The 25,560-nt window shown below is 64.1% G+C and carries 32 protein-coding genes; 15 read left to right on the forward strand and 17 right to left on the reverse strand.

Annotation, left to right across the window (positions count from 1 at the left end; translation table 11 throughout):
• Window positions 1-4: 4 nt before the first annotated feature.
• Both BM269_RS08985 and BM269_RS08990 read right to left on the reverse strand, forming a co-directional pair.
• Window positions 5-1,429 carry a phospholipase D-like domain-containing protein gene (locus tag BM269_RS08985; RefSeq protein ID WP_090436689.1) on the reverse strand — a complete coding sequence of 475 codons (1,425 nt, stop codon included), beginning with the start codon at window positions 1,427-1,429 and terminating at the stop codon, window positions 5-7.
• A gap of 64 nt (window positions 1,430-1,493) precedes the next feature.
• Window positions 1,494-2,771, reverse strand: a complete 1,278-nt coding sequence (locus BM269_RS08990; protein WP_090436690.1) for an acetyl-CoA hydrolase/transferase family protein — start codon at window positions 2,769-2,771, stop codon at window positions 1,494-1,496.
• A gap of 71 nt (window positions 2,772-2,842) precedes the next feature.
• Here BM269_RS08990 and BM269_RS08995 point away from each other — a divergent pair, with 71 nt between their 5' ends.
• Window positions 2,843-3,928, forward strand: a complete 1,086-nt coding sequence (locus BM269_RS08995; RefSeq protein ID WP_090436691.1) for a porin — start codon at window positions 2,843-2,845, stop codon at window positions 3,926-3,928.
• A 42-nt stretch (window positions 3,929-3,970) separates the two neighbouring features.
• Window positions 3,971-4,810, forward strand: coding sequence for a branched-chain amino acid aminotransferase (locus tag BM269_RS09000; RefSeq protein ID WP_090436692.1), 840 nt, complete (start codon window positions 3,971-3,973; stop codon window positions 4,808-4,810).
• On the opposite strand, the gene BM269_RS09005 is transcribed toward BM269_RS09000, so the two are convergent.
• From BM269_RS09005 to BM269_RS09015, 4 genes are all read right to left on the reverse strand, one after another.
• The gene (locus tag BM269_RS09005) at window positions 4,791-5,384 is read right to left on the reverse strand and encodes a DUF3617 domain-containing protein (RefSeq protein ID WP_090436693.1); all 594 of its coding nucleotides are present in this window, start codon (window positions 5,382-5,384) and stop codon (window positions 4,791-4,793) included. The two genes, BM269_RS09000 and BM269_RS09005, sit on opposite strands and share 20 nt — an antisense overlap.
• A gap of 61 nt (window positions 5,385-5,445) precedes the next feature.
• Entirely contained in the window at window positions 5,446-6,111 is a 666-nt protein-coding gene (locus BM269_RS09010) for a YiaD family glycine zipper/OmpA-like lipoprotein (RefSeq protein WP_090436694.1), read from the reverse strand.
• A gap of 97 nt (window positions 6,112-6,208) precedes the next feature.
• Window positions 6,209-6,355 (reverse strand): lmo0937 family membrane protein, encoded by a 147-nt coding sequence (locus tag BM269_RS29020; protein ID WP_139232699.1) that lies wholly within the window; start codon window positions 6,353-6,355, stop codon window positions 6,209-6,211.
• Between the two features lie 78 nt (window positions 6,356-6,433).
• The gene (locus BM269_RS09015; protein ID WP_090436695.1) at window positions 6,434-7,129 is read right to left on the reverse strand and encodes a glycine zipper 2TM domain-containing protein; all 696 of its coding nucleotides are present in this window, start codon (window positions 7,127-7,129) and stop codon (window positions 6,434-6,436) included.
• 128 nt (window positions 7,130-7,257) lie between these two features.
• On the opposite strand from BM269_RS09015, the gene BM269_RS09020 reads away from it, so the two are divergent.
• Window positions 7,258-7,977 carry a Crp/Fnr family transcriptional regulator gene (locus tag BM269_RS09020; RefSeq protein WP_090436696.1) on the forward strand — a complete coding sequence of 240 codons (720 nt, stop codon included), beginning with the start codon at window positions 7,258-7,260 and terminating at the stop codon, window positions 7,975-7,977.
• On the opposite strand, the gene BM269_RS09025 is transcribed toward BM269_RS09020, so the two are convergent.
• Entirely contained in the window at window positions 7,974-8,195 is a 222-nt protein-coding gene (locus tag BM269_RS09025) for an osmotically-inducible lipoprotein OsmB (protein WP_090436697.1), read from the reverse strand. The two genes, BM269_RS09020 and BM269_RS09025, sit on opposite strands and share 4 nt — an antisense overlap.
• Before the next feature lie 89 nt (window positions 8,196-8,284).
• On the reverse strand, window positions 8,285-10,303 hold the full coding sequence (locus BM269_RS09030) for an AsmA family protein (RefSeq protein ID WP_090436698.1): 2,019 nt from the start codon (window positions 10,301-10,303) through the stop codon (window positions 8,285-8,287).
• A gap of 109 nt (window positions 10,304-10,412) precedes the next feature.
• On the opposite strand from BM269_RS09030, the gene BM269_RS09035 reads away from it, so the two are divergent.
• Genes BM269_RS09035 through BM269_RS09060 form a run of 6 tightly spaced genes read left to right on the forward strand, consistent with a single transcriptional unit; the run spans window position 10,413 to window position 13,320 of the window.
• Window positions 10,413-10,805 carry a DUF4398 domain-containing protein gene (locus tag BM269_RS09035; RefSeq protein WP_090436699.1) on the forward strand — a complete coding sequence of 131 codons (393 nt, stop codon included), beginning with the start codon at window positions 10,413-10,415 and terminating at the stop codon, window positions 10,803-10,805.
• 13 nt (window positions 10,806-10,818) lie between these two features.
• Window positions 10,819-11,712: an OmpA family protein gene (locus BM269_RS09040; RefSeq protein ID WP_090436700.1), complete on the forward strand. Its 894-nt coding sequence runs from the start codon at window positions 10,819-10,821 to the stop codon at window positions 11,710-11,712.
• A 12-nt stretch (window positions 11,713-11,724) separates the two neighbouring features.
• Window positions 11,725-12,231, forward strand: coding sequence for a ferritin-like domain-containing protein (locus BM269_RS09045; RefSeq protein ID WP_090436701.1), 507 nt, complete (start codon window positions 11,725-11,727; stop codon window positions 12,229-12,231).
• 26 nt (window positions 12,232-12,257) lie between these two features.
• Window positions 12,258-12,560, forward strand: a complete 303-nt coding sequence (locus BM269_RS09050) for an ElaB/YgaM/YqjD family protein (RefSeq protein ID WP_057263365.1) — start codon at window positions 12,258-12,260, stop codon at window positions 12,558-12,560.
• Between the two features lie 3 nt (window positions 12,561-12,563).
• Window positions 12,564-12,950: a phage holin family protein gene (locus BM269_RS09055; RefSeq protein ID WP_090436702.1), complete on the forward strand. Its 387-nt coding sequence runs from the start codon at window positions 12,564-12,566 to the stop codon at window positions 12,948-12,950.
• 10 nt (window positions 12,951-12,960) lie between these two features.
• A complete protein-coding gene (locus tag BM269_RS09060) occupies window positions 12,961-13,320 on the forward strand; it encodes a hypothetical protein (protein ID WP_090436703.1) in 360 nt (119 codons plus the stop codon).
• On the opposite strand, the gene BM269_RS09065 is transcribed toward BM269_RS09060, so the two are convergent.
• The 4 genes from BM269_RS09065 to BM269_RS09080 all read right to left on the reverse strand — a co-directional run bounded on the left by BM269_RS09065 (window position 13,317) and on the right by BM269_RS09080 (window position 14,971).
• Entirely contained in the window at window positions 13,317-13,928 is a 612-nt protein-coding gene (locus tag BM269_RS09065) for a Crp/Fnr family transcriptional regulator (protein WP_139232700.1), read from the reverse strand. The genes BM269_RS09060 and BM269_RS09065 overlap by 4 nt on opposite strands.
• 66 nt (window positions 13,929-13,994) lie before the next feature.
• Window positions 13,995-14,342, reverse strand: a complete 348-nt coding sequence (locus tag BM269_RS09070; RefSeq protein ID WP_090436705.1) for a hypothetical protein — start codon at window positions 14,340-14,342, stop codon at window positions 13,995-13,997.
• A 14-nt stretch (window positions 14,343-14,356) separates the two neighbouring features.
• Window positions 14,357-14,509, reverse strand: coding sequence for a DUF3309 domain-containing protein (locus tag BM269_RS09075; RefSeq protein WP_090436706.1), 153 nt, complete (start codon window positions 14,507-14,509; stop codon window positions 14,357-14,359).
• Window positions 14,510-14,521: 12 nt separating this feature from the next.
• Window positions 14,522-14,971, reverse strand: coding sequence for a glycine zipper 2TM domain-containing protein (locus BM269_RS09080; RefSeq protein WP_090436707.1), 450 nt, complete (start codon window positions 14,969-14,971; stop codon window positions 14,522-14,524).
• 156 nt (window positions 14,972-15,127) lie between these two features.
• Between BM269_RS09080 and BM269_RS09085 the strand changes: the two genes are divergently transcribed.
• Both BM269_RS09085 and BM269_RS09090 read left to right on the forward strand, forming a co-directional pair.
• Window positions 15,128-15,439 (forward strand): BON domain-containing protein, encoded by a 312-nt coding sequence (locus BM269_RS09085; protein WP_090436708.1) that lies wholly within the window; start codon window positions 15,128-15,130, stop codon window positions 15,437-15,439.
• Window positions 15,440-15,457: 18 nt separating this feature from the next.
• Window positions 15,458-16,528, forward strand: a complete 1,071-nt coding sequence (locus BM269_RS09090) for an AI-2E family transporter (protein ID WP_090436709.1) — start codon at window positions 15,458-15,460, stop codon at window positions 16,526-16,528.
• Window positions 16,529-16,530: 2 nt separating this feature from the next.
• On the opposite strand, the gene BM269_RS09095 is transcribed toward BM269_RS09090, so the two are convergent.
• From BM269_RS09095 to BM269_RS29385, 3 genes are all read right to left on the reverse strand, one after another.
• A complete protein-coding gene (locus tag BM269_RS09095) occupies window positions 16,531-17,406 on the reverse strand; it encodes a YihY/virulence factor BrkB family protein (RefSeq protein ID WP_090436710.1) in 876 nt (291 codons plus the stop codon).
• Window positions 17,407-17,503: 97 nt separating this feature from the next.
• Window positions 17,504-18,556 carry an OmpA family protein gene (locus BM269_RS09100; protein WP_090436711.1) on the reverse strand — a complete coding sequence of 351 codons (1,053 nt, stop codon included), beginning with the start codon at window positions 18,554-18,556 and terminating at the stop codon, window positions 17,504-17,506.
• A gap of 250 nt (window positions 18,557-18,806) precedes the next feature.
• Window positions 18,807-19,064: a hypothetical protein gene (locus tag BM269_RS29385; RefSeq protein ID WP_170860329.1), complete on the reverse strand. Its 258-nt coding sequence runs from the start codon at window positions 19,062-19,064 to the stop codon at window positions 18,807-18,809.
• A 351-nt stretch (window positions 19,065-19,415) separates the two neighbouring features.
• Between BM269_RS29385 and BM269_RS09110 the strand changes: the two genes are divergently transcribed.
• The 3 genes from BM269_RS09110 (at window position 19,416) to BM269_RS09120 (ending at window position 22,133) form a co-directional block, all read left to right on the forward strand.
• Window positions 19,416-19,931, forward strand: coding sequence for a winged helix-turn-helix domain-containing protein (locus BM269_RS09110; protein ID WP_090436942.1), 516 nt, complete (start codon window positions 19,416-19,418; stop codon window positions 19,929-19,931).
• 93 nt (window positions 19,932-20,024) lie between these two features.
• Window positions 20,025-20,921: a M90 family metallopeptidase gene (locus BM269_RS09115; RefSeq protein ID WP_090436943.1), complete on the forward strand. Its 897-nt coding sequence runs from the start codon at window positions 20,025-20,027 to the stop codon at window positions 20,919-20,921.
• Between the two features lie 18 nt (window positions 20,922-20,939).
• A complete protein-coding gene (locus tag BM269_RS09120; protein WP_090436712.1) occupies window positions 20,940-22,133 on the forward strand; it encodes an ATP-binding protein in 1,194 nt (397 codons plus the stop codon).
• Here BM269_RS09120 and BM269_RS09125 read toward each other — a convergent pair.
• Both BM269_RS09125 and BM269_RS09130 read right to left on the reverse strand, forming a co-directional pair.
• A complete protein-coding gene (locus BM269_RS09125) occupies window positions 22,093-23,355 on the reverse strand; it encodes a response regulator c-di-GMP phosphodiesterase, NosR family (protein WP_090436713.1) in 1,263 nt (420 codons plus the stop codon). The genes BM269_RS09120 and BM269_RS09125 overlap by 41 nt on opposite strands.
• Window positions 23,352-24,782: an ATP-binding protein gene (locus BM269_RS09130; protein WP_090436714.1), complete on the reverse strand. Its 1,431-nt coding sequence runs from the start codon at window positions 24,780-24,782 to the stop codon at window positions 23,352-23,354. The genes BM269_RS09125 and BM269_RS09130 overlap by 4 nt, the downstream gene beginning before the upstream one ends.
• A gap of 122 nt (window positions 24,783-24,904) precedes the next feature.
• On the opposite strand from BM269_RS09130, the gene BM269_RS09135 reads away from it, so the two are divergent.
• On the forward strand, window positions 24,905-25,435 hold the full coding sequence (locus BM269_RS09135; RefSeq protein WP_090436715.1) for a hypothetical protein: 531 nt from the start codon (window positions 24,905-24,907) through the stop codon (window positions 25,433-25,435).
• Window positions 25,436-25,560: the final 125 nt, after the last annotated feature.

The following is a 25,560-nucleotide window of genomic DNA, read 5'->3' on the forward strand; positions in this document are numbered from 1 at the left end:
AAGCTCAGAGCCAGTAGTCCCACACCCGGGCAAGCCATTCTTTGAGGCGGTTGGAAATGGGCCGCTTGTTCCACTCCACCAGCGTGACCTCTTTGGAATTGTGCAGGTCTTCCTTGAACGCGTTTTCCATTTCGAGCCCGAACACATCGCCCATCACGATCACGTTGACTTCGCTGTTGTGGAGGAAGCTGCGCCGGTCGAGGTTGGTGGAACCGACGGTGGACCACACGCCATCGATCACCACCGTCTTGGCATGCAGCACCGACAGCTTGAGCTCGTAGATCTTCACGCCGGCCTCCAGCAAAGGCTGGTAGAACGCCCGCCCCGCATGAAACACCAGTCCGCTGTCCGACACGCTGGGCAGCACCAGTTGCACCTCGACACCGCGCCGCGCCGCATTGGTCAACGCTTCCATGGTCTGGTCATCCGGCACGAAATAGGCGCAGGTGATGTGGATCGACTTCTTCGCTTCCTGCATCGCCAGCAGCAGCGCCTTGTAGATCTCGAAGTGCCCCTCGGGCCGTGAGCCCAGTACCCGCATCACCTTGTCGCCCGCCGGCCCCACCTGCGTGAAGTACTTGGCGTCGCGCAAATCATCCGCATCCTGCTCGATCCAGGTCTGCACGAACAGCCATTGCATGGCCTGTACCGCCGGCCCTTCGATGCGGACATGGGTGTCGCGCCAGCCGACGTCATTCTCGCCTTTTTCACGGGCCGGGCTGGAGCCGCCGCCCGATCCCGACCCAATGCCGCCAGAGCCGCCGGAGCCGCCGCGAAATGGCGAGCTCTTCGAATAGGTATCGCTGATATTGATCCCGCCTGTAAAGCCGACCTTGCCATCCACGATCAGCATCTTGCGGTGGTCGCGCGCATTCAGCTTCCATCCATTGCCGCGTGCCTTGGCCGGATTCACCGGATTAAAGGCCAGCAGCTTCACGCCGCCTTCCTTCATGTGGTCGAAGAATTCCTGCGGCACGCCGATCGTGCCGACGCTGTCATAGATCACATTGACGACCACGCCTTCCTTCTGCTTCTGGATCAGCAGGTCGGCGAACTGCATGCCCAGCTCATCCTGGTCGAAGATATACGTTTCGAAATTGATATGGTCCTTGGCCGCCGCGATGGCCTTCATCATCTCCGCCATGGTTTGCGGGCCGTCGAACAGCAATTGCACCTTGTTGCCGGCGATCAGCGGCACGCCGGTCGCCGCTTCCTCCAGTGCCGCCTGGCCCTTCAAATCCAGGGTGGACTTGGCCCAGCGCTTCTTCAGCAACTGTTCGGTAGTCTGGCGCGGCAGCTTGCCTTTGGCGGTAACGACTGCGGGCACCGCTTTGGCGCGCGCCTTGGCCTGGTCGGCGTCGACCTCCGGCAACGATGCGCAGGCCAGCAATGTCCAACCCGCAAGGAAAACCACCAGCCAAGCCTTCATGAGTGACCTCCGGAGGCCAGTCTATGACAGCGGCGAACGCTTGAATGTTCGCTGCCGAACATAGCTAGCTGTAGTTCAGCCGGGCTGCCTCGCGCCGCAATTCGCCCCGGAAGTCTGGATGCGCAATGGAAATTAATGCGTCGGCCCGCTGCTTGGCCGATTTGCCGCGCAGTTGGGCCACGCCATATTCGGTCACCACATAATTGATGTCGTTCTTGCTGGTCGTCACATGTGTCCCGGCGCACAGCGTCGGCACGATGCGCGAAATGCTGCCTTCCCTGGCGGTGGATGGCAGCACGATAAACGACTTGCCCCCGCGCGAACGATTCGCCGCCCGCACAAAATCCGCCTGGCCGCCGGTGCCGGAGTAGGGCAGGTGGGCCAGGCTTTCCGAGCCGCATTGCCCCAGCAAGTCGATCTGCAGGCTGGCATTGATCGATACCAGCTTGTCGTTCTGGCCGGCGATATACGGGTCGTTGGTAAAGCTGACCGGATGCATTTCCAGCAGTGGGTTGTGGTGCATGAAGTCGTACAGCTTGCGCGAGCCCAGCGCGAAAGTTGCCACCATGCGTCCCGGCATGAAGGATTTGCGGCGGTTGGTCACGGCGCCGCACTCCACCAGCTTGAGGATGCCGTCGCCAATCATTTCCGTATGGATGCCCAGGTCTTGCTTGCCGGTGAGCTGCATCACCACGGCATCGGGAATGCCGCCATAGCCGATCTGCAAGGTCGAACCATCGTCAATCATCGGTGCCACATGGGCGGCAATCGCTTCCTGCACCGGGCCGATCTTCGGCAGCCCGACTTCGATCACCGGCTCATCGCTCTCGACCACCGCCGTTACCTGCGAAATATGGATGTGGCATTGGCCATGCGCGAACGGTACGTTGGGATTGGTTTCCAGCACGATCACGCGTGCTTTCTTCAATGCCGCCATGGTGTAGTCGGCTCCCAGGCTGAGCGAGAAGTTGCCGTGCGCGTCCATTGCCGAGGCCAGCGCAAACACCACCTCGGCCGGCATCTGCCCCTGTTCGATCAAGGATGGGATTTCCGAAAAATACGCTGGAATGAAATCGGCCCAGCCCGCCTGTCCCGCAGGCCGCGAGGCCCCGCCAAAGAATAGCGCGCAATGCCGCACATGATGTGCCGTCTCCGGATCGAAGTAATCGTACTTGCGCATGGCCAGGATTTGCGCCACCTGCACGCCGGTGAAATTCCGGCGCTGCGCCGACAGTTCCCGCAACAGGACAGGCGGCTCGCCGGCGCCGGTGGGAACGATGATCATGTCGCCATCGCGCACCAGGCGGATGGCGTCGGCGGCGCTGCAGCGCTTGCTGGACATACGGGGTCTCCGAATCGTTTTGTGGGTGTGCGCACAGATTGCATGACACTGCTTACCCTAAGCTGACAGGCATGAAAGCTCTTGCCATCCTGCTTACTTTGCCCGCACTGGCGCTGGCGCAGACCAGGGAACCGCCGGCGGGACAGGGCGTCCAACCGTATGGCGTCGTCGATGCCGGCGTGGTGCTGGAACGCGGCTGCAAGCAGGACTGTGCGCGCAGCAAGGTTTCTCCGGGTATATCGGAAGGTTCACGCATCGGCATCACAGGGCGCGAACCGTTGGGCAGTCATGGCAGCTCGGCTGTCTTCACGCTGGAAGGCGGCGTCGAGAACGATACCGGGCGCTCCGAAGAAGGGCGCTTGCTGGGGCGCCAGGCCTGGGTCGGGCTCGATGGGCCGTGGGGCATGCTGACCCTGGGCCGCCAGTACAACCTGCAATACGAGACGCTGGCCGAGGTGGCCGATCCCTTCCATGGCGGGCTGGCGGGTACCGCCACCAACCTCATGGGCTTTACCACCAAGCGCTATGACAATGCCGTCAAATACCGCACGCCCTCCGGGCATCAATGGAGCGCCGGCGCCATCTACAGCTTCGGCGAATCGACCTTCAGCACTTCCCGCAACCGGGCATATGGTGCGACGTTGGGCTTTGCCAATGGCATGTTCGATATCCGCATTGCCCACCAGCGCAAGCGCAATCCGATCGAGGCGGTCGGCACCACACAGCCGGTGGACCTGTCCGCGCGCAACACGCTGGTGGCGGCCAACCTCAACTTTGGCGCCGCCACCGTGTTTGCCGCGTATGGCATTAACCGCGGCCTCGGCAGTTCGCCATGGGACCCGTCGAATCCGTATGGCGCCCTGGCCCTGACCACGCCTTCGCTGTACAGCCACGATACGCTGGCCGGCCTGTCCTATACCAGCGGGCGCGCGACCTACATGGTGTCCTTCATCCACAAGGATGACCGCAGCCCGCCCAACCAGGATGCCGACCAGGCGGCCATCGGCATGGTGTACTCGCTGTCCAAGCGCAGCGCGCTGCATGCCTCCTTCGCCCACATCCGCAACCGCAACGGCGCGCCGTATGCCGCCGGCACCGCGACCGAAAACGGCAAGGGCAACCGCGCCATCACCTTCGGCCTGCGCCACGCTTTCTGATGTGCTACATTCCCAGGCTGGAACTTTCAGCGGGGAACACTTATGTATCTGACTTACTTCAATGGAAACTGGGCGGAAGGCAATGCGCCGCTGTTCGGTGCGATGGACCACAGCGTCTGGCTCGGCTCGTCCGTATTCGACGGCGCGCGCGCCATGCGCGGCAAGCTGCCGGACCTGCGGCCGCACCTGGAGCGCGTGATCCGCTCGGCGCGCAGCCTGGGCCTGGAATGCCCGCTCAGCGTGGATGAAATGGAACAGCTGGTGAAACAGGGCGTGTCCCGTTTCCCGGCCGACGCCGAGCTGTATATCCGCCCGCTGGTCTTCGCCACCGATGGCTTGCTGATTCCGGTTTCCGACAAGTCGGCCTTTGCGCTGACCCTGTTCGATGCGCCGGTGCCGCCATTCACCGGCTTCTCGGCCTGCCTGTCGGCCATGCGCCGTCCCGACGCCGACATGGCCCCGACCGATGCCAAGGCTTCCGCGCTGTACGCCAATTCCACCCGCGTGCTGCGTGAAGCGAAAGCGCGCGGCTATGACAATGCCGTGATGTGCGACAGCCAGGGCAACGTGGCGGAGTTCGCCACCGCCAACCTGTTCTTCGTGACCCCCGAGGGCAAAGTCGTCACGCCGGCGCTGAACGGCACCTTCCTGGCCGGGATTACCCGCGCCCGCGTGATCAAGCTGCTGGCCGAAGCCGGCATTGACGTCGAGCAGCGCACCGTCCAGCCGGAAGAACTCGAGCGCGCCAGCGAGATCTTCAACACCGGCAACTTCGGCAAGGTCACGCCGTGCGTGCGCTATAACGGCCGCGATCTGCCGGCCGGTCCTGTCGCGGCCAAGGCCCGTGAGCTGTACTGGGCCTTTATTGAGCGCGGCGAGTAGGGGGCTGCACCTCCGGCCCCGGCTTGCTGGGCGGGGCGGCGGGTGCCGGCGCCGCCACGCTCCCGCAGTCGGCGCCAAGCCAGCGGCCGCTGCCTTCCACCACCATGTTTTGCGGCTTGCCCTGCGCTGAACTGTTCACGTTCATGCGCATGCTGTAGGCCGTATTGCCGTTGAAGATCACCTGGCCATTGCCGCTGGACGGCGGGCGGGTGCAATGGAAGGTCACGTTCAGGCCGCCCGGCACCGGGGTGCGGGTGGTGGTGCACTGGCCGGGCTGGCCGGCCGGCAGGTCTTGCTTCTCGGCCATCTCCTTGGTCAGGCAATAGCTGAGTTTGACGCCGCCGTTGTCACCCAGGCCCAGGTTGACGCCGTGGCGCGCCATCATCTGTTCCATCGCCTTGCGCTGTTCCGGCGCCATATTCGCCATCTGTTGCTGGGCTGCCGCCATCATGGCCATCATCTCGGGGCTGGCGGAGGCAATGCGGTTATCCAGCTCCCACAGTCCTGGTTTCAAGGTCTGCGCCATGGCCGGCGCGGCGGCCAGGCAAAGCAGGAGGAAGGATCGGATTTTCATGGGGGCTCCTGGAATGGGTAAGACGGCCCGCCGCACCATGCCGCGGGCCGTTCAGGCTGGCTTAGCCTTGTGGCGGGCGCGGCTCGGCCACGTAGATTTCCACGCGGCGGTTGCGCGCGCGGCCGGCGGCGTCGTCGTTCGACGCGACCGGTTCCTGCTCGCCGCGGCCTTCGATCACGATACGGGTTGGCGAGACGCCGCGCGTTGCCAGGTAATCGCGGGTATGGGCGGCGCGGTCGACCGACAGCGGCTGGTTGACGCTGGTGCTGCCGGTGCTGTCGGTGTGGCCGACGATGCTCACGCTGGTGGCCGGGTTCTCATTCAGGGTGCTGGCGAAGCGGTCCAGGATCGGGCGGAAGTCCGGCTTGATGTCGGAGCGGCCGGTATCGAACGAAATGTCGCTCGGGATTTCCAGCTTCAGGCGGTTGTCGCCGGTCTGCGAGACTTGCACGCCGGTGCCCTGGGTGGCCTGTTCCATCTGCTGCTTCTGCGCTTCCATGCGCTTGGACCAGACGTTGCCGACCACCGCGCCTACCGCCGCGCCCAGCACGGCACCACCGGCAGCCCGTTTGCCGCCGCCTGGACCGGTGGCGGCGCCGAGCACGGCGCCAATGCCGGCCCCGACACCGGCGCCGGTGGCAGTACCGCGCTGGGTCGCGTTCATATCCGCACAGCCGGTCGTGACAAGCACGGCAATCAGCAGGGCAGCAAGGGTTTTATTGGGCATGAGCTTCTCCTTCATTAAAAAATGCGCGAAAAAAAGCGGGACGGGTCCTGCGCCGCAGTCCCCGCCCCGCTAGTGTACGCCGGCTTGGCCGGCTTAACTAAATGCCGCGCCCACTGATCAGGCGCAGCAGGATCATGATGACGGCCACGACCAGCAAGATATGGATGAAACCGCCCACCGTGTAGGAGGTCACCAGGCCGAGCAGCCACAAGATGATGAGTACAACAGCGATCGTATAGAGCATGATGTTTTCCTCTCATAGTCCGTAATCCTGGATGCATTATTGCTGCGTCCGAGCGCGCCATCTGTACGTTGTCGAACATCAGCGCCGTTGCAAACGTCCCTTTACGACTTTTACGTGGTCCCCGGCTTGCCAATTGGCCGAGCTGCTGCTGACGGTGCGCACCTTGCCATCGTCCATGCGTACGCGTACCTGGTAGGTGGTGGTCGACTTCATATTGCCTTCCACCTGGTTGCCAACCACGGCGCCGCCCACGGCGCCGGCGACGGTGGCCAGCTTGCGGCCGTTGCCGCCGCCGACCTGGTTGCCCAGCAGGCCGCCGACCAGCGCGCCGCCTGCCGCGCCCAGGCCGCTGCCCTGGCCGCGCTGGGTGACGGCTTTCACCGCTTCCACCACGCCGCAGCTATGGCAGGCGGCCGGTGCAGGCGCAGGCGCCGGCGCCTGCGCTTCCGCGTAGCGCGCTTCCGGCGCGTTGCGTTCGGATGGCGCCGCGCCGCCGCCGTAGCTGCCGGCGTTGGCGCCGCCGCCGGAGTAGCCGGAAGTATCGGCCACGCGGTTGAGCGGCGCATAGCCGGCCGGTGCCGGTGGCGGCCCCATCTCGTGGGCAGCCACCGGCAGCGGTGCTTCGGCAACCGGCGGCCCCATCTTCGCGCCCGATTGCGGCAGCCAGCCCATCACCGCGGCAATGCCGACACCGCAAAACAGCACCACGGCGATGGCGGCGATCAGCAGCAGCGGATGGGTGGTATAGCGCATGATGTTGGGTTCTCGTTCCATGCTGAAATTCCTTTCCTTTTGGATAGATGCATTGTCGCGGCCGCGCCGGCCTGGTTCCGTGCGTCAGCGTACATACAGTCTTTTTAATTGCCGATACGCTCCGCCTAAACTCCACCAGGCCAACGGCAATGACCCTGAATCTTCATACCGTTCCAAGCAGTGAATCGCCACCACCCCGCATCGGCAACCGCTTGCTGGCAAGCTTGCCGGAAGACGACATCGAGCACCTCGAGGGTTTGTGCGAGCTGGTGGACCTCGAGGCCGGCGACATCCTGTTCGAAGCCGGCCAACCCATCGACTACATCTACTTCCCCTTCGATACGCTGGTATCGCTGCTGGCCGTGGCCGAAGGCCGGATGACGCTGGAGGTCGGCTCGGCCGGGCGCGAAGGCATGGTCGGCGCCTCGGTGGCGCTGGGCCAGCGCTGCGCCCAGGTACGTGCCGTGGTCCAGCGCAGCGGCCATGCGCTGCGCATGGAAGCGGAAGACTTCATCGCCGAGTTCGCGGAAATGGCATCACTGCAGCACTTGCTGCACCGGTATACCGACAGCCTGCTGGCACAAGCCATCCAGATCGCCGTGTGCAGCCGCTTCCATGTGCTGGAGGCGCGCCTGGCGCGCTCGCTGCTGGTGACGCGCGACCGCCTGCAATCGGACCGCTTCCACATGACCCACGAGTTCCTGGCCCATGCGCTGGGCGTACGCCGCGTCGGTGTCACCAAGGCGGCCAGTGCGCTGCAGGGGCAGGGGTTGATCAGCTATAGCCGGGGCAATATCGAAATATTGGACCCGGCTGGTTTGGAAGCGGTGTCCTGCCATTGCTACCAGCAGGTCCGCATGCCGGCTTAGCGGCGTGGTTTGTCGACCTGGTTACCGATCACGCCGCCCACCACGGCACCGCCCACCGCACCGGTGGTCGAGCCGCCGGTCAGCACGGAACCGGCAACCGCGCCGACCCCGGCACCAATGGCCGTGTTCTTATCCTGCTGCGACATCGAGGAGCATGCACCCAGGCCCAGCATGGCAGTAGCGATAGCAAGGCGGGCTGCGATCTGTTTGGTATTCATGATGTTTCCTCCGTTTCTTGGAATACAGTCCCTAGCTTACGGGGAGGGGCGAAAGTGCTCTGTTCGCCATTTCACGGTGTAACGCCTTGTTACCTTTGCGTCTTGCCGGGCGGCGGCGCCTTCGGCTTTTCGCGGGCGGCTGCCAGCAGGGCGGCGCACTGGTTGTCGCCTTCGCCGCCGGCGCTGATCAGCGGCGCCAGTGCGGCCACCGGGGCCGCAATCGCGCCCAGGGCCAGGGCGCCGCCGGCCCGCATGGCAATCACCCCCTTGTCGATGTCGACGTCGGGCTCCTTGAGCGAGCCGCGCACGTAGATCGGCGCGCGCAGCGAGATGATGCGCAAGCCCTTGCTTTCCGGCTTCAGGGTCATGTCGATTTTTTCGCTGCCCAGGTTGACCGTGCCGGTGATGCGCACCGTCGCGTCTTCCGTGTCGGCAATGAAATAACGCGTCTGCGCCAGGCCGTCGCGCACGCCGAAATCGCCGGCCAGGCAATTCAGGTGCACCGGCTTGTCGCCGAACAGCTTGGTCAGCACGATATTGCCGATGTTCAGGCCCATCTGCTCCAGCAGCAGCTTGCTGACGGTGCCGTCGTTGACCAGGGTTTTCAGTTCGCCATTCGAATGGGCCAGCAGGGTGGCAATCGAGTTGCCTTTGGCGGTCAGCTTGGCATTGGCATTGATTTCACCGATGGTGGCCTGCTTGAGTTCGGGCAGCTTGGGCAGCAGTTGCCGCAGCTTGATATGGCGCGCGCTGGCATCGAGCGTGGCGGCCACGGCATCGCCACTGCTGCCGTCCAGCGTGGCCTTGGAGGCGACCTGGCCGCCGGCAAATTCGAAATTGAGCGGGGTCAGGCGCAGCACGCCATCCTTCAGGTGGAATTCCGTTTGCAGCTTGCTGAGCGGCAGCTCCTTGGTGCGCACGATGCGCTCGGCGCGGAAGCTGACGTTGGCATCGATGGCGGTCCAGCGTTCGGTCTTGAAGGTTTCCACTGGCAACAGCTTGCCGGCCGGCTGCACCGCGGCCACGCCGCGTGCTTCTTTTTTGGCGTTGGAGTCGGCGCCGATCAGCGGGCCCAGGTCGGCAAATTGCAGCAGGCGCGAATGCACCGCGCCGCTCAGCACGCCGCGCGGCTGGCGCTGCTGGAACGACAGGGTGCCGGCAATGTCGCTGTCGCCGACGCGGCCGGTGAATTTCTCATAGGTCCACTGGCTGGCGCCTTCGGCCAGGTGGCCGCGCAGGCGGCCGGTGGTGGTGAAGGGCGGGGTTTCCGGCAACAGCAGCCCGGTCAATGCATACAGCCGCGCAGCCGAGGCGCCGGCCACCTTGAGCTGCAAATCGATGGCGGCCAGCTGGGCCGGGTTGGTCAGCGTGCCTTCCGCTGCCACGCTGACCAGGCCGACCTTGGCGTCGGCCTGGATCGGGAAGGGCAGGCCGGTGTCGCGCAAGGCCAGCACGGCGCCAGTCTTGCCCTTGCCGCGGATGTCCTGCTGGTTCCACTTGCCGGCCAGCGTCCATTGCACGCCATAGCGCGCATCGTTGTCGAGCGTATCGACGTGGGCGGTGGCGGCGATCTTCTGCTGCGCATCGTCAAGCTTGATGGTGCCGCGCGTGAACACTACCCGGTCCAGCTCCATGCGCCAGGCCGAGGGCGGGCGCTTGGGCAAGGTCCAGTTGTTCTTGCCGTCGGCCTGGCGCAGCAGGGCAAGCTGCGGCTGGTCGAAACGCAGTTCCGGGATGGCGATCTTGCGGCCCAGCAGGGCAAACGGGCTCAGCGAGAATGCCAGCTGTTGCGCCGCAGCGGTGTCGCCGGCAGGCAGGCCGGCCGGGTTGCCGACGTGCACATCCTGCGCCACCAGGTGGGGCCAGGGAATGTGATCGCGCCAACTGCGCGCCTGCGGCGGCAGCGGCTGCTGTTGCCAGGTCAGCGACAAATTGCCGCGCAACTCCACCGGCCTTTGCAGCGCTTCCGTGGCGCGCGCACCGAGCCAGGGGCGGGCGCGGTTCCAGTCATAGTTCAACAGGATGATCAGGGCCACCGCCGGAATGGCCAGCACGAAGCCCAGCACAGCCAGGCTAATCTTTGCGCGGCGAGAAATTGTATATGCCATGGCGACAGGTTACACCCGGCAGCCCGACTGCAATGTGCGGCACCGTACTGAACCCAGCGGGGACAACTTATATAACTGCCATACCCCAATCGCTTTGAGGAGAACAACAATGGATTCGCTGAATCGCCTACCGCTGTTGCGGACCGCCTGCGCTGCCTGCGTGATCGCCTTGGCGGGTTGCAGCAGCATGAAGACCCCGGCCACGGCCGAAGTGGCATCGTCCCGCACCGCGGTGGAAGCCGCGGCCTCGACCGGCGCACCGGAACTGGCTCCGGCCGAGATGGCGGCAGCGCGTGACAAGATGCTGCGCGCCAACCAGGCGCTGGCAGCCAAGGATTACCGCACGGCGCAGGACCTGGCACAACAGGCCCAGGCCGACGCCAAGCTGGCGCAAAGCAAGGCCAGCAGCGCGAAAGCCACCGCTGCCGCCAATCAACTGCAAGAAGACATCCGGGTGCTGCGCGAAGAACTCGATCGCGCCAACAGCACCATGACGCGCTGAGAAAGGAGCCATCATGTTCAAGCCATTCCTGACACCTGTTGCCCTGGCAGCGGCCCTGGCCCTGGCAGCCTGCAGCACCACCCCGACCACCACCGGCGAGCTGGAAACCGCGCGCGCCAATTATGCGCAAGCCCAGGGCAATCCGATGGTCGCCAAGTACGCCAGCGCCGAACTGGCCGCCGCCACCCGCGCGCTGGACCAGGCGAATACCGCCGCAGCGCGCAACGAGAGCCTGCAAACGATCGACAAGCTGGCCTATATCGCCAGGCAGAAGACCGCCAGCGCGGAAGAAATCGCGCGCGCCAAGTCGGCCGAGGACCAGTTGAAAGATGCGGCTTCGCAACGTGACCAGGTGCGCCTGCAAGCCCGCACGGCGGAAGCCGAGGCGGCCAAGCAGCGCGCCGACCAGGCCCGCATGGAGGCCGAGAACGCGCAGAACCAGGCCGCCAGCGCCGAAGCGGCGACGCGCGATGCCCAAGCGCGCGCCGCCGCCTTGGCCGCTGCGCTGTCCGAACTGCAAGCCAAGCAGACCGAGCGCGGCATCGTGATCACCTTTGGCGACGTGCTGTTCAACGTCGACCAGGCGGTGCTGACGTCGCAAGGCATGGCGACGGCGCAGCGCCTGGCCGACGTGTTGCGCGACAATCCTGACCGTACCGTGCTGGTCGAAGGCTTCACCGACAGCACCGGCAGCGATGCCTACAACCTGCAACTGTCGCAGCGGCGCGCCGAAGCCATCCGCAGCGCCCTGGGCCAGATGGGGGTGGAGCGCTCGCGCATCGAAACGCGCGGCTATGGCGAAGCATACCCAGTGGCCGGCAATGCCACGGCTGGCGAGCGCCAGATGAACCGGCGGGTGGAAATCGTGCTGTCCGAAGCGGGCCGCCCGGTCACCTATCGCCGCTAACGAGGAGTTTTCATGATCGATAAAAATGCGATCCGCGCGGCGGCCCGCAATATGGCCGACGGTCCGGTGACCGAAGGCTATAAGGGCAACCGCGCGATGGTGCTGCAAATGCTGAACGAAGCGCTGGCCACCGAACTGGTCTGCATCAACCGCTACAAGCGCCACTACTACATGGTGACCGGCCTGTCGAATGCCTCGATCAAGGCCGAGTTCCTGGAACATGCGACGCAAGAGCAGGAGCATGCCGACTGGCTGGCCGAACGCATCGTCCAGCTCAATGGCGAGCCCGATTTCAATCCAGCAACGTTGCTCGACAGGAGCCATGCCGAGTATGATGACTCAAGGGAGGTGCAAGCGATGGTGCGGGCCAACCTGGTGGCAGAACGGGTGGCAATCGAGAGCTATCGCCAGATGATCGAACTGATTGGTGACAGCGACCCGACGACCAAGCAACTCTTGACGCAAATCATGGCGGTGGAAGAAGAACACGCCGACGATATGCGAGACCTATTGGCGTAAACCCCTTACGAAAGAGGAGTCCTATCATGCTGGAACAGAATATCAGTACCGTCAACAACGATGTAAAAACGCTGGTCAAGGATGCGCAGGCTTTGTTCACTGCCGCCACTGCGCTGACCGGCGAAAAAGCGGACGAGTTGCGTGGCCGCGGCATGAAGGCGCTCGACTCCGCGCTGGCCAAGGCCCATGAAGCCCAGGCCAGCGCGATCGCCGGCGCCAAGCAGGCCGCCGCGTCGACCGATGCCTACGTCAAGGAAAATCCATGGCGTTCGATTGCCGTGGCCGCCGGCGTGGGCTTGCTGGTCGGCGTGATCCTCGGCCGCAAATAAGCGATGTCGGCCGAGAACCAGGTACCACCACCGCCCGGCCTGATCGCCTCAGTGGCCGGGCTTGCCAAAAACTGCCTGCACCTTTTACTGTCGCGCCTGGAATTGGCAGCCCTCGAGCTGACCGAGGTGCGCGACACCGTGCTGCAATTGTCCATCGTGTTTGCCGTGGCCTTGCTGGCTGCCTGGTTCGCTATCGCGTTCGGCACGGCCACCCTGATTTATCTTTGTTGGGAAGCGATGGGCTGGAAAATCCTGCTGGTGCTGGCGATTGCCTTTGCGGTGGTGGCGATCGGCCTGGTGCTGTGGGGCCGCAGCCTGGTGCGGCAAGGCAAACTCGGCTTGTCGGCGACCATGGCGGAACTCAAGTCCGACCGCGACATGCTGCTTTGAAAGGGAGAACATGGCGTCCAGACAGGAATTACAGGCGCTCGCCGTGGCCAAGGAAAGGCTGGTGCGGGAAGGGGAGTTGTACCGCCTCAGCGCGCTGCGCGCCAAGCATGAAGTGATCCACGCCCTGCAGCCGCAAGCCTTGCTGCATGGCGCCGTGGACCAGGCGATCGGTACGCTGCAGTCGCGCCTGGGCGCTTTCATCGGCCAGGGCGGCGGCTTGTCCGGCATCAACTTCAAGACGGTGCTGCCGTATGCGGTGACGCTGGGTTCGTGGCTTGCCCGCAAGCGCCTATGGAAGCCGGCCGCGGCGGCCGGGGTGCTGGCAGCGCTCGGCGCCTGGTGGCTGATGCGCCGCAAGCCGGAAGCTTAGGGCGTCTTGCGCAGGCGCGACATGTACTGCGTGGTAATGCCGAGGTAAGAAGCCAGCGCGCGCTGGGTAATGCGTTGCTCCAGGCCGGGGAACTGGCCGCGGAACGCTTCCAGCCGCGCTTCCGCCGTAGTGTGGCTGCGGATCTGCAGGTTGGCCGCATAGCGGCGGATGCTGCACTCGATAATCTTCAGGTAATACTCGTGCACGAAGCCATGCTCGGCCTTGTGGCGCTGCATGGCCATCCAGTCGATGCGCCAGGCCGCGACCGCGGTTTCCGCCACAAAGAATTCCAGCGCGGGTTCACCCTGCAGGCCGCCCATCATATCGCTGTGCGAACCGGTGTTTTCGCCTTCGGTGATGAAGCCCAGCGTCAAGTCTTCGCCGGCCAAGGAAATATGGCCGCGCCGCGCCACGCCGCTGGCAATCCAGTAGTAGTGGGTGGCGCGCGTGCCGGCCTCCTGCAGCATCGTGCCCTTGCGCACGTGGACCGGGGTCACGTGCGGGGCGCTCAGTGCGGTATAGCGGTCGTAGAGCTCAAGGCCGATGCCCAACCGTTGGACGGTGCTGGCCCGGTGTTGCTCTCTTTGTAATTGGTATGCATGTGGCATGCTCGCATCATACCTGACCTGCACAGGTCAGGATGATTTTTTATGATGCGAGGGCAGGCCGCTTGCCTATTTGCCACTGGTTTCGTAGGTACGCGACATGTCGCGCGTGGCCAGGTGGATCTGGCGGGCGTTGGCCAGGTCCGCGCGGGCGATGCTGTGCGCGTCCTGCGCGCAGTCGCTGGTTGCGCCAGCCCCTTGCTGCTTGCAGGCTTCCAGGGCTTCCCGCAGGGCTGCATTGATTTCCTTGCGCAGCGTGGCTAGCTGGGCCGCTTCGGTGCGGTCCGGCCTGGTCCAGCGCGGCGGATCGCCGCGCCGCAGTTCTTGCTGTTGCTGCCGTGCCACTTCAGGCGGCGTGACCTGGGCAGCGGCCAGCCCGCACAGGGCCAGCGCGGCAGCACCAATCAACATTTTCATGATGGGCTCCTTCGCTACAGCCTGCCGGTCAGCAGCAGGATGAGCAGAACGACAACAATCAGGCCGGCCACGCCGCTCGGGGCGTAGCCCCAGTTGCGGCTATGCGGCCAGGTCGGCAGGGCGCCAATCACCAGCAGCACCAGCACGATCAGCAGGATGGTGGACATGGCAGCCTCCCGTTAATAACGATAGACCCGGCCATCGACCACGCGCACGCGCGTGCCGACCCGCAGGTCGTACGCGCTGTCCTGGTTGACGGTACGGTAGTCGCCGTTATCCAGGCGCACGCTGACCTGGTACACGTCGCGTGGCATGTTGCGGCTGTCTTCGACGCGGTTGCCGATCACGGCACCGCCAATCGCACCGGCGGCGGTCGCCGCGGTACGGCCGGAACCGGAGCCGATCTGGCTGCCGGCCAGGGCGCCCAGCAAGCCGCCGGCGACCGCGCCGGCCCCGCTGGTGGCCGGGTCGACGCGCACCACGCGGATCGAGTCCACCGTGCCATACGTCGAGATATCAGCCTGCGAGGAATAATCGGTGGACTGGGGATAGGATGAATTGCTGGCGCAGCCGGCCGTCAGAGCGGCCACTGCCACCATCATCGCTGCAAGGGATACAGTCGGTTTCATAACAGATCCTCCTGTGGGTGGGATTAGGCGCAGCTTAGGGCTGGCCCCCCGTGCTCGTCTGTGCGATCCCGCACAATGTTCGCCAGCGAACAGAACGCCGGGCTTGTTAGCTGGACACTAGTGCCCGGAACACCCACCACACATAGGAGAAGCGCCATGAAATTCGCACAACAATTCGCTACTGCCGTGTTCGTTGCATCCACCCTCAGCCTGGCTGGCTGCGCCTCGACTCCCACCAAGGAAAGTGCCGGCGAGTACATCGACGATGCCGCGCTGACCACCAAGGTCAAGGCCAGCATCTTCAACGAGCCAACGCTGAAGTCGACTGAAATCAATGTCGAAACCTTCAAAGGCACCGTGCAGCTGAGCGGCTTCGTCGCCCAGCCTGCCGACATCACCCGCGCCGGTGAAATCGCGCGCGGCGTGAAAGGTGTCAAAGAAGTCAAGAACGACATCCGCGTCAAATAAACGCGGCTGGCAAGGTTCATGCGCCTGGCGCAGACCATCATTGCCACCGTCGCCTTCCTGTACGCCTTGCAGTGGGGCCGGGGCTTCCTCGTGCCCCTGCTGCTCGGCATCCTGCTGGCCTACACGCTCAATCCGCTGGTGGCCTGGCTGGAGCGCGTGCGTATACGGCGTGCGCTGGGCACCGCGCTGGTCACCTTCGCCATCCTGCTGGGCGGTGCGGTGACGGCGGAACAGGTGCATCTCGAATTTTCCAACATCATCGAAGAACTGCCGGATGCCGGCCGCAAGCTGTCGCGCCTGGTGGCCAGCACCACCGGCGGCAAGGACAGCACGCTGAAGCGCATCCAGGACGTCGCCACCCAGATCGAGCAAGCCACCGCCGGCCGGCCGGCCACGCCGCCGCGCAAATCGGTGGCGGTGGTGACGCAGGAGGGCGGCCACATCAAGGTGATCGACTGGGTCTGGGCCGGCTCGCGCGGCCTGCTGTCCTTCCTGAGCCAGGCCACCATGGTGGTGTTCCTGGTGTTTTTCCTGTTGCTCTCCGGCGACACCTTCAAACGCAAGCTGGTCAAGCTGGCCGGCCCCTCGCTCACGCGCAAGAAGGTCACGCTGCAAATCCTCGACGAGATCAACAGCTCGATCCAGGGCTATATGTTCATGCTGCTGGTGACCAATGTGCTGCTGGCGCTGCTGATGTGGCTGGCCCTGCATTTCATCGGCCTGGAAAACGCGGGGGCCTGGGCCATCGTGGCCGGCCTGCTGCACCTGATGCCGTATTTCGGGCCGCTGCTGATCGTGTGCGCGCTCAGCGTCGCCTCTTACCTGCAATCGGAATCGCTGCAGATGGTGGCGCTGGTGTCGCTCGCCTCGATCGCCATTGCCACCCTGGTCGGCACCGTCATCGCCACCTGGATGACTGGCCGCATCGCGCGCATGAATGCCGCCGCCGTGTTCGTCAGCCTGCTGTTCTGGGGCTGGCTGTGGGGCGTGTGGGGCTTGCTGCTGGGCGTGCCGGTGGTGGTGATCGTCAAGGTCGTCGCCGAAAAAGTGGAAGGCATGGAGGTGGTCGCCGAACTGCTTGGCGAGTGAGACTAGTGCCGGTGCCGCAGGCTGCCCAGCTGCAGCGCATATTGGCGCGCGAATTCGGCGCCGAGGAAGAATACCTGGGCCGAGTAGTAAACCCACAGCAGCACGGCGATCAGGGAACCGGCGGCACCGAAGCTGTCGGTCACGCCGCTGTTGCCGATGTAGACGCCGATCGCGTACTTACCGAGCGTGAACAGGGCGGCGGTGCCCAAGGCGCCGATCACCACGTCGCGCCAGGACAGTTTGACGCGCGGCAGCATCTTGTAGATCACCCCAAACAGGGCGGAAATCACGCAGAAGCTGATCACCTGGTTGAGGATGGTCAGCAGCAACGCGGCATCCTGCCAATAGGCGCCCATTCGTTTCTCGACGAAAGCGAGGGCGGCGCTGACCACCAGCGATACCAGCAGCAGGAAGCCCAGCACCAGCACCATGCCGAACGACAGCAGGCGCGTGCGCACGGTATCCCAGATGCCGCTGCTGGCCGAGGGCGGCAGTTGCCAGATTTCGTCGAGGCTGCCTTTCAGTTCGGTAAACACGCTGGTGGCGCCGAACAACAGCAGGGCGCCGGCGATGATGGTGGCGATCACGCCCTGCGTTTCATTGGTGGCGCCGGACAGGATCAACTGGATCGCTTGCGCGCCCTGGCTGCCGACCAGGCCGCGCAACTGGAAGAACAATTCGCCCTGCGCCGCCTCTTTGCCGTAGAACAGGCCGGCAATGGCGATCACCAGCACCAGGATCGGCGCCAGCGAAAACAGGGTGTAGAAGGCGAGGGCCGCGCCCTTGCTGCTGGCGCGGTGCTCGAGCCATTCGGTGATGGCGCACCAGCCAACGGCGGGCAGCTTTTTGGCGATGTGGGGAAAACGTCTCCAACTCATGGGTTCAGCTTACGCCAGTGCCGCCAGGCTGACCGTGCGCCGGGCCACAAATACAAAAGGAGCCCGAAGGCTCCTTTTCAGACTGCGCTGGCAGGGATTACTTGACGCGGCGTTCCGCGGTCACCTGGTCGATATCGACGCGACGATTTGGTTCCAGGCACTTGATCAGGTCTGGACGCTTCATCTTCTTGTCGTTGCACTGGACCACTGGCTGGGACTTGCCCTTGCCTTGTGCGCTCAGGCGGGAACCGTCCACACCTTTGCTGACCAGGTAAGCCTTGACGGCTTCGGCACGGCGCTCGGACAGCTTCTGGTTGTACTTGTCGGAACCCAGGCGGTCGGTGTGGCCGGTGATGACCACGTTGTTGACCGATTTGTCTTCGTTGAGCAGCTTGGCCATGTCGTCCAGCTTAGGCTGATCCGGTGCCAGGTTGGCGCTGTCGAAGGCGAACAGTTCGTTGGCGGCCATGGTCACTTTTTCGAACTTCGGTGCTGGTGGCGGCGGAGCCACTGGCGCGACCACCGGCGCGACTGGCGCTGGCTCAGGTGCGACCACTGGCGCGACCACCGGCGCTGGTGCCGGCTGAGGCGCGGCGCCCAGCAGGTAGTTCAACGAGAACATCAGGTACTTGTTGTCCGCTTTCGAGTTGTTGAACTCGTTGCCGCGGATGAAGCCGTGCACATTGCGCAGGTCAGCTTGCAGGAACAGGCGCTCGGTGATGTTCGCTTGCACGCCCAGGCCGACGGAGACGAATGGCGAATTGCGCTTCGGCTCGGCTACGCTGTTGGCTGCGGTGAACACGTCGCGTTCCACGCCGGTACCGACCAGCAGGAATGGACGCACGGATTTGCGGGAGAACAGGTACAGGCCGTCAACGCCCAGGGTTTTCTGCCCGTAGCGCGCGCCGTTTTCCTTGACCGAGCCCTGGGTGGCGTTGAATTGCAGGTCCCACTTGTCGTTCAGGGCCTTGCCCAATTTCAGGCCGTAGGCGGCGTCGTCCTTGTCGATGCCCCAAGCGCTGTCAGGGCGGATCACGCCAGCGCCAGCGCCGACGTACCAGTTTTGGTTGAGCAGGGTGTCCTGCGCCGAAGCGGCGAACGAAGCCGACAACATCGCAGCGGCGATGGCGATATTCTTAATCTTATTCACTAGAAAACTCCCGTTGTTTGAGTAGCAAGTCGCAAAAAAAAAGTTGCGCGACTCTCTTTCCCAGCGGTGATGCATTGCTGTGGGTTCAGTTTAGGCGGTGTTACTCGCCAGTATCAGTGCGCTAGCGCACATTTTGCTTGGAAGTGTAGCAAGTATGTGGCATTTCTGCAACATGAAGCTTAATTCACTATTGAAATTTTGCTCAAGCGCCACCTAAACGGGCATAGGCGGCGCTTGGTTGACAAGCTGACTATTTCTTTTCAGGCTCGGGTGGCGGGGTCTGCGGCTGCACGATCACGGTGTCGCCGGCCTTGCCGGGCTCGCCTTGCGGGCCGGGGGCGCCGGGCGTACCCGGTTCACCCGCTGGGCCGGCCGGCCCCGGAGGCCCTGGCACGACGGCGGGTGGCGGTGCCGGCTCGACGGCCGGCGGCGGGTTGTTGGTGACGGTCTTTTCGCAGGCGGTCAGGCCCACCAGGGCCAGGGCTGCAAGCAGGACTGGATATTTCATGGTCGTTCCTCTCTGGTTGGTTGATGCCGGCTCCAGCATAGGTCGCTGTCGGGTGTGCGCTCTGTTCGGGAACACACACAGGAAACCCTGGTCTAAGCCTGTGACGCAATGAAAATTGGCAGTCTGCCAATATTTGTGCGTTTGTATGTTCGTTGCCGCACAGACCGATGAGTCGCAGGCGGGCACTCTGGAGCCTGCGAATCCACCCTGGCATCTACAAGGAGTGTTCAAATGCACGCTATCAGAGAATCGTCCCATGGCCTCGAAATCGAAGCTACCGCAGAGCTGCCGGCACCATTGCCGGCGGTACCGTCCCGTCCACGCCTGGCGCTGGTCGAGCGCCCCGGTCCTATGACGGAGCGCAAAGCCCTGTCGCTAGCGCCGATCGAGCGCGTCCGATCCACCTCGGCGACCCTGCGCCGCATCGAAAATATGCAGAAACTGGTGGCGGAACTGCAAAACCATGAAATGCTGGCCGACGAGATCGCCTGGTTCCTCAAATTTTCGCCCTCCGGCGCCCGTAAATACATCCGCGACCTGCGCGAGGCCGGCGTGATCGAACTGGCGCGCTATATAGAAGGCACGGCGACTTACCTGGGCAAGGCTGTCTACCAGCTGACCCCGGACGCCGAACGCGTGCAAGCCTTCCTGGCCGCGATCGCCCAGCCCAAGCGTGAAGGCGCGCCGCCGCGCAAGGAACGCCCCAGCCTGCGCGAGCAGAGCATGGCCGGCAATGGCCGTCATTTCCATATCCTGGCAGACGACACCCATTACGCCATCCGCGTCAACCGCGGCCCGGTGCAGCGCGACCCGCTGGTAGCGGCCCTGTTCGGCGCCCCCGGCTCCATGCAAAAGGCAATGCCCTAAGCCGTATCAGTGATAAGCTTGCATTGATGGCATGTTGAAATGCCATTAACCAGCCCCATCTGTGGCGGAACGAGTTCTGTTATGGACGGCATCATGGACGCTTGGGTTTTGCTTATCTTGACGGCGCTGGGTATCGCGGCGCCGATCGTGTATCCGCGCTGGGCCTTGCGACGGGCGCTTGCCAAGCCGCTCGCCGCCGCCGGGCAGGCTGCGCTTGAACGCGGTATTCCGTTTTATCGCAAGCTGGCGCCGGACTTGCAGCGCCAGTTACAGCGCATGGTGGTGCAATTCCTGCACCAGAAAAAATTCGTCGGTTGCGCCGGCCTCGAGGTGAGCGACGAGATGCGCGTCACCATCGCCGCCCAGGCCTGCCTGCTGTTGCTGAACAAGCCGAGCAAGGTGTACCGCGCGCTGCACACCATCCTGGTCTATCCCGGCGCCTTCATCGCCCAGCGCGACGAAATGGGGGCGGGCGGCGTCATCACGCCGGCGCGCCAGCAGATGCTGGGCGAATCGTGGAGCGACGGCCGCATCGTGCTGTCCTGGGACGATGTCGAGCGCGGCACGCTGGACTGGCAGGGCGCCAACAACGTCGTGCTGCATGAATTTGCCCATCAGCTCGACAGCGAGTCGGGCAGCACCAACGGCGCCCCCTACCTGGGCAGCCCGGACAGCTACCGCAGCTGGTCGGAAGTGCTGTCGCGCGACTACGCCAACCTGCGCCACGCCGCCTGGCTGGGCCGCCAGGACGGGGTGCTGGACCACTACGGCGCGACCAGTCCGGCCGAGTTCTTTGCGGTGGTGACGGAAACCTTCTTCACCCGGCCCTGGCAACTGGCCGAACGCCATGCGGCCCTGTATGGCGAACTGCAGAAATACTACCGGGTCGATCCGCGCGCCTGGCTGCCGGCACCGCCGCCGCCCGAGCCCGAACCGGCCTTCCTGTCGATGTCCTTGCCGGTACGCGCCTTCGCGCGGGCCGATTGGTAAGGGGGACCACCCAGCGCCATGGAATTCGAAGACTTCGATTTCATCACCAGCGAAGCGCCGGCCCGCGTCAGCGAACCGGCCGATCCACTGCAGCGCCTCAAATACCTGGTCGACAACACCCCGGCCATCATCTACAGCACCGTGCCGAGCGGCGACTTCAAGATGACCTTCGTCAGCGCCAACGCCTTGAACGTGCTGGGCTACCGGCCGGCAGACATGGTGGCCGACCCCAACTTCTGGTTCGACCATATCCATCCCGACGACGCGCCGAACATCTTTTCCAGCCTGGCGCAGATCTTCACCGAAGGCGAGAAGGCCTATGAATACCGCTTCCGCACTGCCGACGGCCGCTATCTGTGGATGCACGACCAGCTGCGCCTGATCCGCGACGAGCAGGGCGCGCCGGTGGAGGTGATTGGTTCACTGACCGATATCACCGACCGCAAGCAGATGGAAGATACCCTGCTGCAGGCGCAAAACATGGCGTCGATCGGCCAGCTCGCCGCCGGGGTGGCGCACGAAATCAACAACCCGGTGGGCTTTGTCACCTCGAATATCGGCACCCTGAAAAGCTATGCCGACACCCTGTTCGAACTGGTCGAACACAGCGCCACGGCGGAGCAGCGCAGCCAGGCCGATTTCGACTTCATGAAGGTAGATACCGCAGCCTTGCTGCGCGAATCGATGGATGGCTTGCGCCGCGTGCGCGATATCGTGCAGGCGCTGAAAGACTTTTCCGAAGCGGGCGACAGCCAATGGCAGCAGGCCGACCTGCATGAAATCCTGGACGGCGCGCTGCACGCGCTGGCCAGCGAACTGCGCTTCAAGGTCAAGGTGGACAAGCATTACGGCAAGCTGCCGCCGATGCGCGTCCTGCCGGGCCAGTTGAACCAGGTGTTCCGCAACCTCCTGCTGAACGCGGTCCAGGCCATTCCGGGCCAGGGCATCATCCGCATCGTCACCAGCTCCGACCGCGAGGCCGTACAGGTACGCATCCAGGACAATGGCGTCGGCATCGCGCCGGACAACCTGGGCCGCATCTTCGACCCCTTCTTCACCACCAAGCCGGTGGGCAGCGGCACCGGACTGGGTCTGTACCTGGCGTATGGCACCGTCAGCAAGCACGGCGGCCGTATCAATGTGATTTCCGGGCCCGGCAAGGGTTCGGCGTTTACCGTGGTGCTGCCGCTGCGCTCCGCTGAACCCAGATAGGCAGGCGGTGGCCGCTCTTCTTTTCGAAATCCTGCAGCTGCTGGATCATGCGGTCATTCAGCACGTGGTCGGAGGCCAGCAGCATCAGGCCGTCGCGGCTGACCACGTCGCGCGACAGCACCATGCCGGGCACCAGTTCGCCGGACAGCAGTTCGACGTCGCTGCTCTCGGCCGCGCCGCGCACGCCGCCGTCGACCACCTGGCGGAAGGCTTGCACCACCGCCGGGTCGTAGCGCTTGCCGCTGCCGTCCATCACCAGTGACTTGGCTTCTTCCGGGCGCAGGTGGCGCTGCACCAGGGCGCCTTGCTGCAGGTTGTAGTAGTCGATCGCCAGGGTCAGGATGCGCGAGCCGATCGGAATCGCAAAGCCGGCCATCCGGTCCGGATAGCCCTGGCCGTCAAAGCGCTCCATCTGGTGGCGCACGATGGCGGCGACGCCGGCCATGTCGGTCAGCGGCATCAGCAGCTGCGCGCCGGACACCGGGTGCTTGCGGAACAGCGCCAGGTCGGCGCCTTGCAGCATGGTCATCGGCGTGCGCAGCATTTCATCGGAAAAACCGATGCGGCCCAGGTCGTGCAGCAGGGCCGCAATGAAAATGTCCTGCACCTCGTTCATGTCGAGCTTGAGCTGGGTCGCCATTTTGCGCGCCAGGTCGGCCACCTGGCGCGTCTGGCCGGTCTGGCCGGTGCCGCGCGATTCGGCGATGCTGGACAGGATCTTGATGGTGGTGAGGAAGTTGGCCTTCAGCTGGCGCGTGCGCTCTTCGACCTTCTGTTCCAGGCCGGTATTGAGCGACTTCAGCTCCTCGTTCTGCTGCAAGGTCAGCGCTTCCAGGCGCTGCTTTTCCAGTTCGAGCTGGTGCCGTTCCAGCGCGTGGCGCACGATCAGCAGGATGTCGTTGTCATCCCAGGGCTTGGTGATGTAGCGGTAAATCTCGCCGCAATTGATGGCATCCTGGATCGACTGCACGTCGGAATAGCCGGTCAGCAGCAGGCGCACGGTATTCGGCCAGCGTTCGCGCACCTGGGCCAGGAAGCGGGCGCCATCCATCTCGGGCATGCGCATGTCGGAGATCACCAGGTCGACCGGCTGCTGCTCCAGCAAATCCAGCCCCTGTGCGCCGCTGATGGCTGTCAGCACCTCGTAGCCTTTGCCGCGGAACAGGCGGCGCAGCGATGAGAGGATGTTCGGCTCGTCGTCGACACACAGGATGGTCATCATGAGGTGGCTTCCTTCTGCTCGTTGGGAGGACGCTTCTTGGGGAGGGTGACGCGGAATGTGGTGCCCTGGCCGAGCACCGATTCGACCTCGATCCGGCCATGGTGCTTTTGCACGATGCCATACGACAGGGACAGTCCGAGGCCGGTACCCTTGCCGACTTCCTTGGTGGTGAAGAAGGGATCGAAGATGCGGCCCAGGTTGTCCGGCGCGATGCCGCTGCCGTTGTCGGAAACGCTGAACCAGACCTGTTCGCCGTCGCAGCCGGTGCGGATCTCGATGCGGCCGCGCATCGAGCCGATGGCGTGCGCGGCGTTGACCAGCAGGTTCATCGCCACCTGGTTGATTTGCAGCGGCAGGCACTCGATGTCCGGGATCTCGCCATACTCGCGCACCACGTCGGCCTTGTACTTGATCTCGTTGCTGACGATGTTGAGGGTGGAGTCGATGCCATGGCGCAGGTCGGCCCAGACCCATTCCTGCTGGCTGTCGACGCGCGAGAAGTCCTTCAGGTCTTGCACGATGTGGCGTACGCGCACGATGCCTTCCTTTGACTCCTGCATCAGGGTCGGGATATCGGTGCGCAGGAAACCCAGTTCGACCTGGTCGCGCATGGCGCGCAGGCGGGCCGCCACCACCGGGTCGACGATCGCCGCCTCGGCTTCCTGGTAAGCGTCCAGCATGCAGAACAGGCTGTCCAGGTAGCTTTGCAGGGTGCCGAAATTGGAGAAGATATAGCCGATCGGATTATTGATTTCGTGCGCCACGCCGGCCGCCAGCTGGCCGATCGAGGCCAGCTTGTCGGACTGCACCAGTTGCTGCTGGGTGCGGCTCAGGGTTTCATTGAGCTCGGTCAGTTCGATATTGCGCCGCCGCAGTTCCTCTTCGGCGCTCTGGCGCTGGCGGATGTCTTCCGCCAATTGGGCGGTGCGCTGGCGCACGGTCTGCTCCAGGTTGTCGTGTGCGCGGCGCAGGGCGTTTTCCGCCACGCGCCGCTCGGTCACGTCGCGCAGGCTCTGGATCGCGCCGACCAGCTTGCCGTCGTTGCCGCGCAACGGCGCCGCCGTCGATTGCAGCCAGTGCCCGGCCGCGCCCAGGTTGGGGAAGAAGTCTTCCTCCTCGTAAGCGCCGTCGATCAGCGAGGAGGGCTTGTACTTGTCGCGGAAATTGCGGTCGGTGGCGGGGTCGATGTTGTCGACGATCAAGTCGGCCAGCAGCGGGCGCGGCTTGGTGTAGAAGGCTTGCCAGTGCTGGCGCGTGCCGACCATTTCATGCGTACCCCAGCCCAGCAGATGTTCGCAAGCCTTGTTCCAGTGCGTGATGACATGGTCGACGTCGATGACAAAGGTCGCAACGGGGTGACCGTCCAGCAGTTCGGACAGTGCTATGGCCGTGCGCTCGACAGTCCTTTCGTTGTAGAAGCTACTCATGTCAAAGTGGCATCTGGTGTGGACGAAGTGATTATACGGCGGGAAATAGAAAAGGTGCGCGTGCGATAGCTAACTGTCATAAGCGCCAGGCTTCGGCACGCTGGAGCTTTTGGGAGGACACCATGGCCACGATCATTGCAGGACATTTCCAATTGCAGGAAACCGCGCTCGATGTTTGCGAAGCGTTCAAGGCGGCCGGTTTCGACGCCGGTCGCGTCACCACCTTCTTCAACAACCCGCCCGGGCAGCACAATGTGATCCCGACCGGCGGCGACCGCGCCGAGTCGCCCGGGGCCAAGCAAACGCCGGCGGCGGTGGCCAAGGGCGAGGTGACCGGTGCCGCCATCGGCGCGGCCGCCGGGGCGGCGGCCATCCCGCTGACCGGACCGCTGGGACCGGTGCTGGGCGGCCTGGTCGGGGCGCATGTGGGCTCGCTGTACAGTTTTTCAGAGATGAAGGAAAAAGATGAGTCGGGACCGCCGCCGCGCCATTCCGGCATGATGGTCGCCGTGGCGGTGGACGGTGCGGAAGAAGCGCGCGCCCTCACGCTGATGCGCCAGCAGGGCGCCGAACAAGTCGAGCGGGCGGAAGGCATCATCGAGAACGGTGACTGGAAAGATTTCAATCCCTTATCGTCCCCGCAATTTGTCTGACCGGCTTGTTGCGGAAAGCAAACGCCCCCTGTGCGAAAAGTAATTTTCGGAATGATAGTTGCTACAATAAAAGCAGCGAACTAGACGTGGATCATGACCACGGCGTGCCGTCCAGTACATCATCT

The organism is Duganella sp. CF458 (genome assembly GCF_900113115.1).
In the GTDB taxonomy this organism is placed as follows: Bacteria; Pseudomonadota; Gammaproteobacteria; order Burkholderiales; family Burkholderiaceae_D; genus Rugamonas.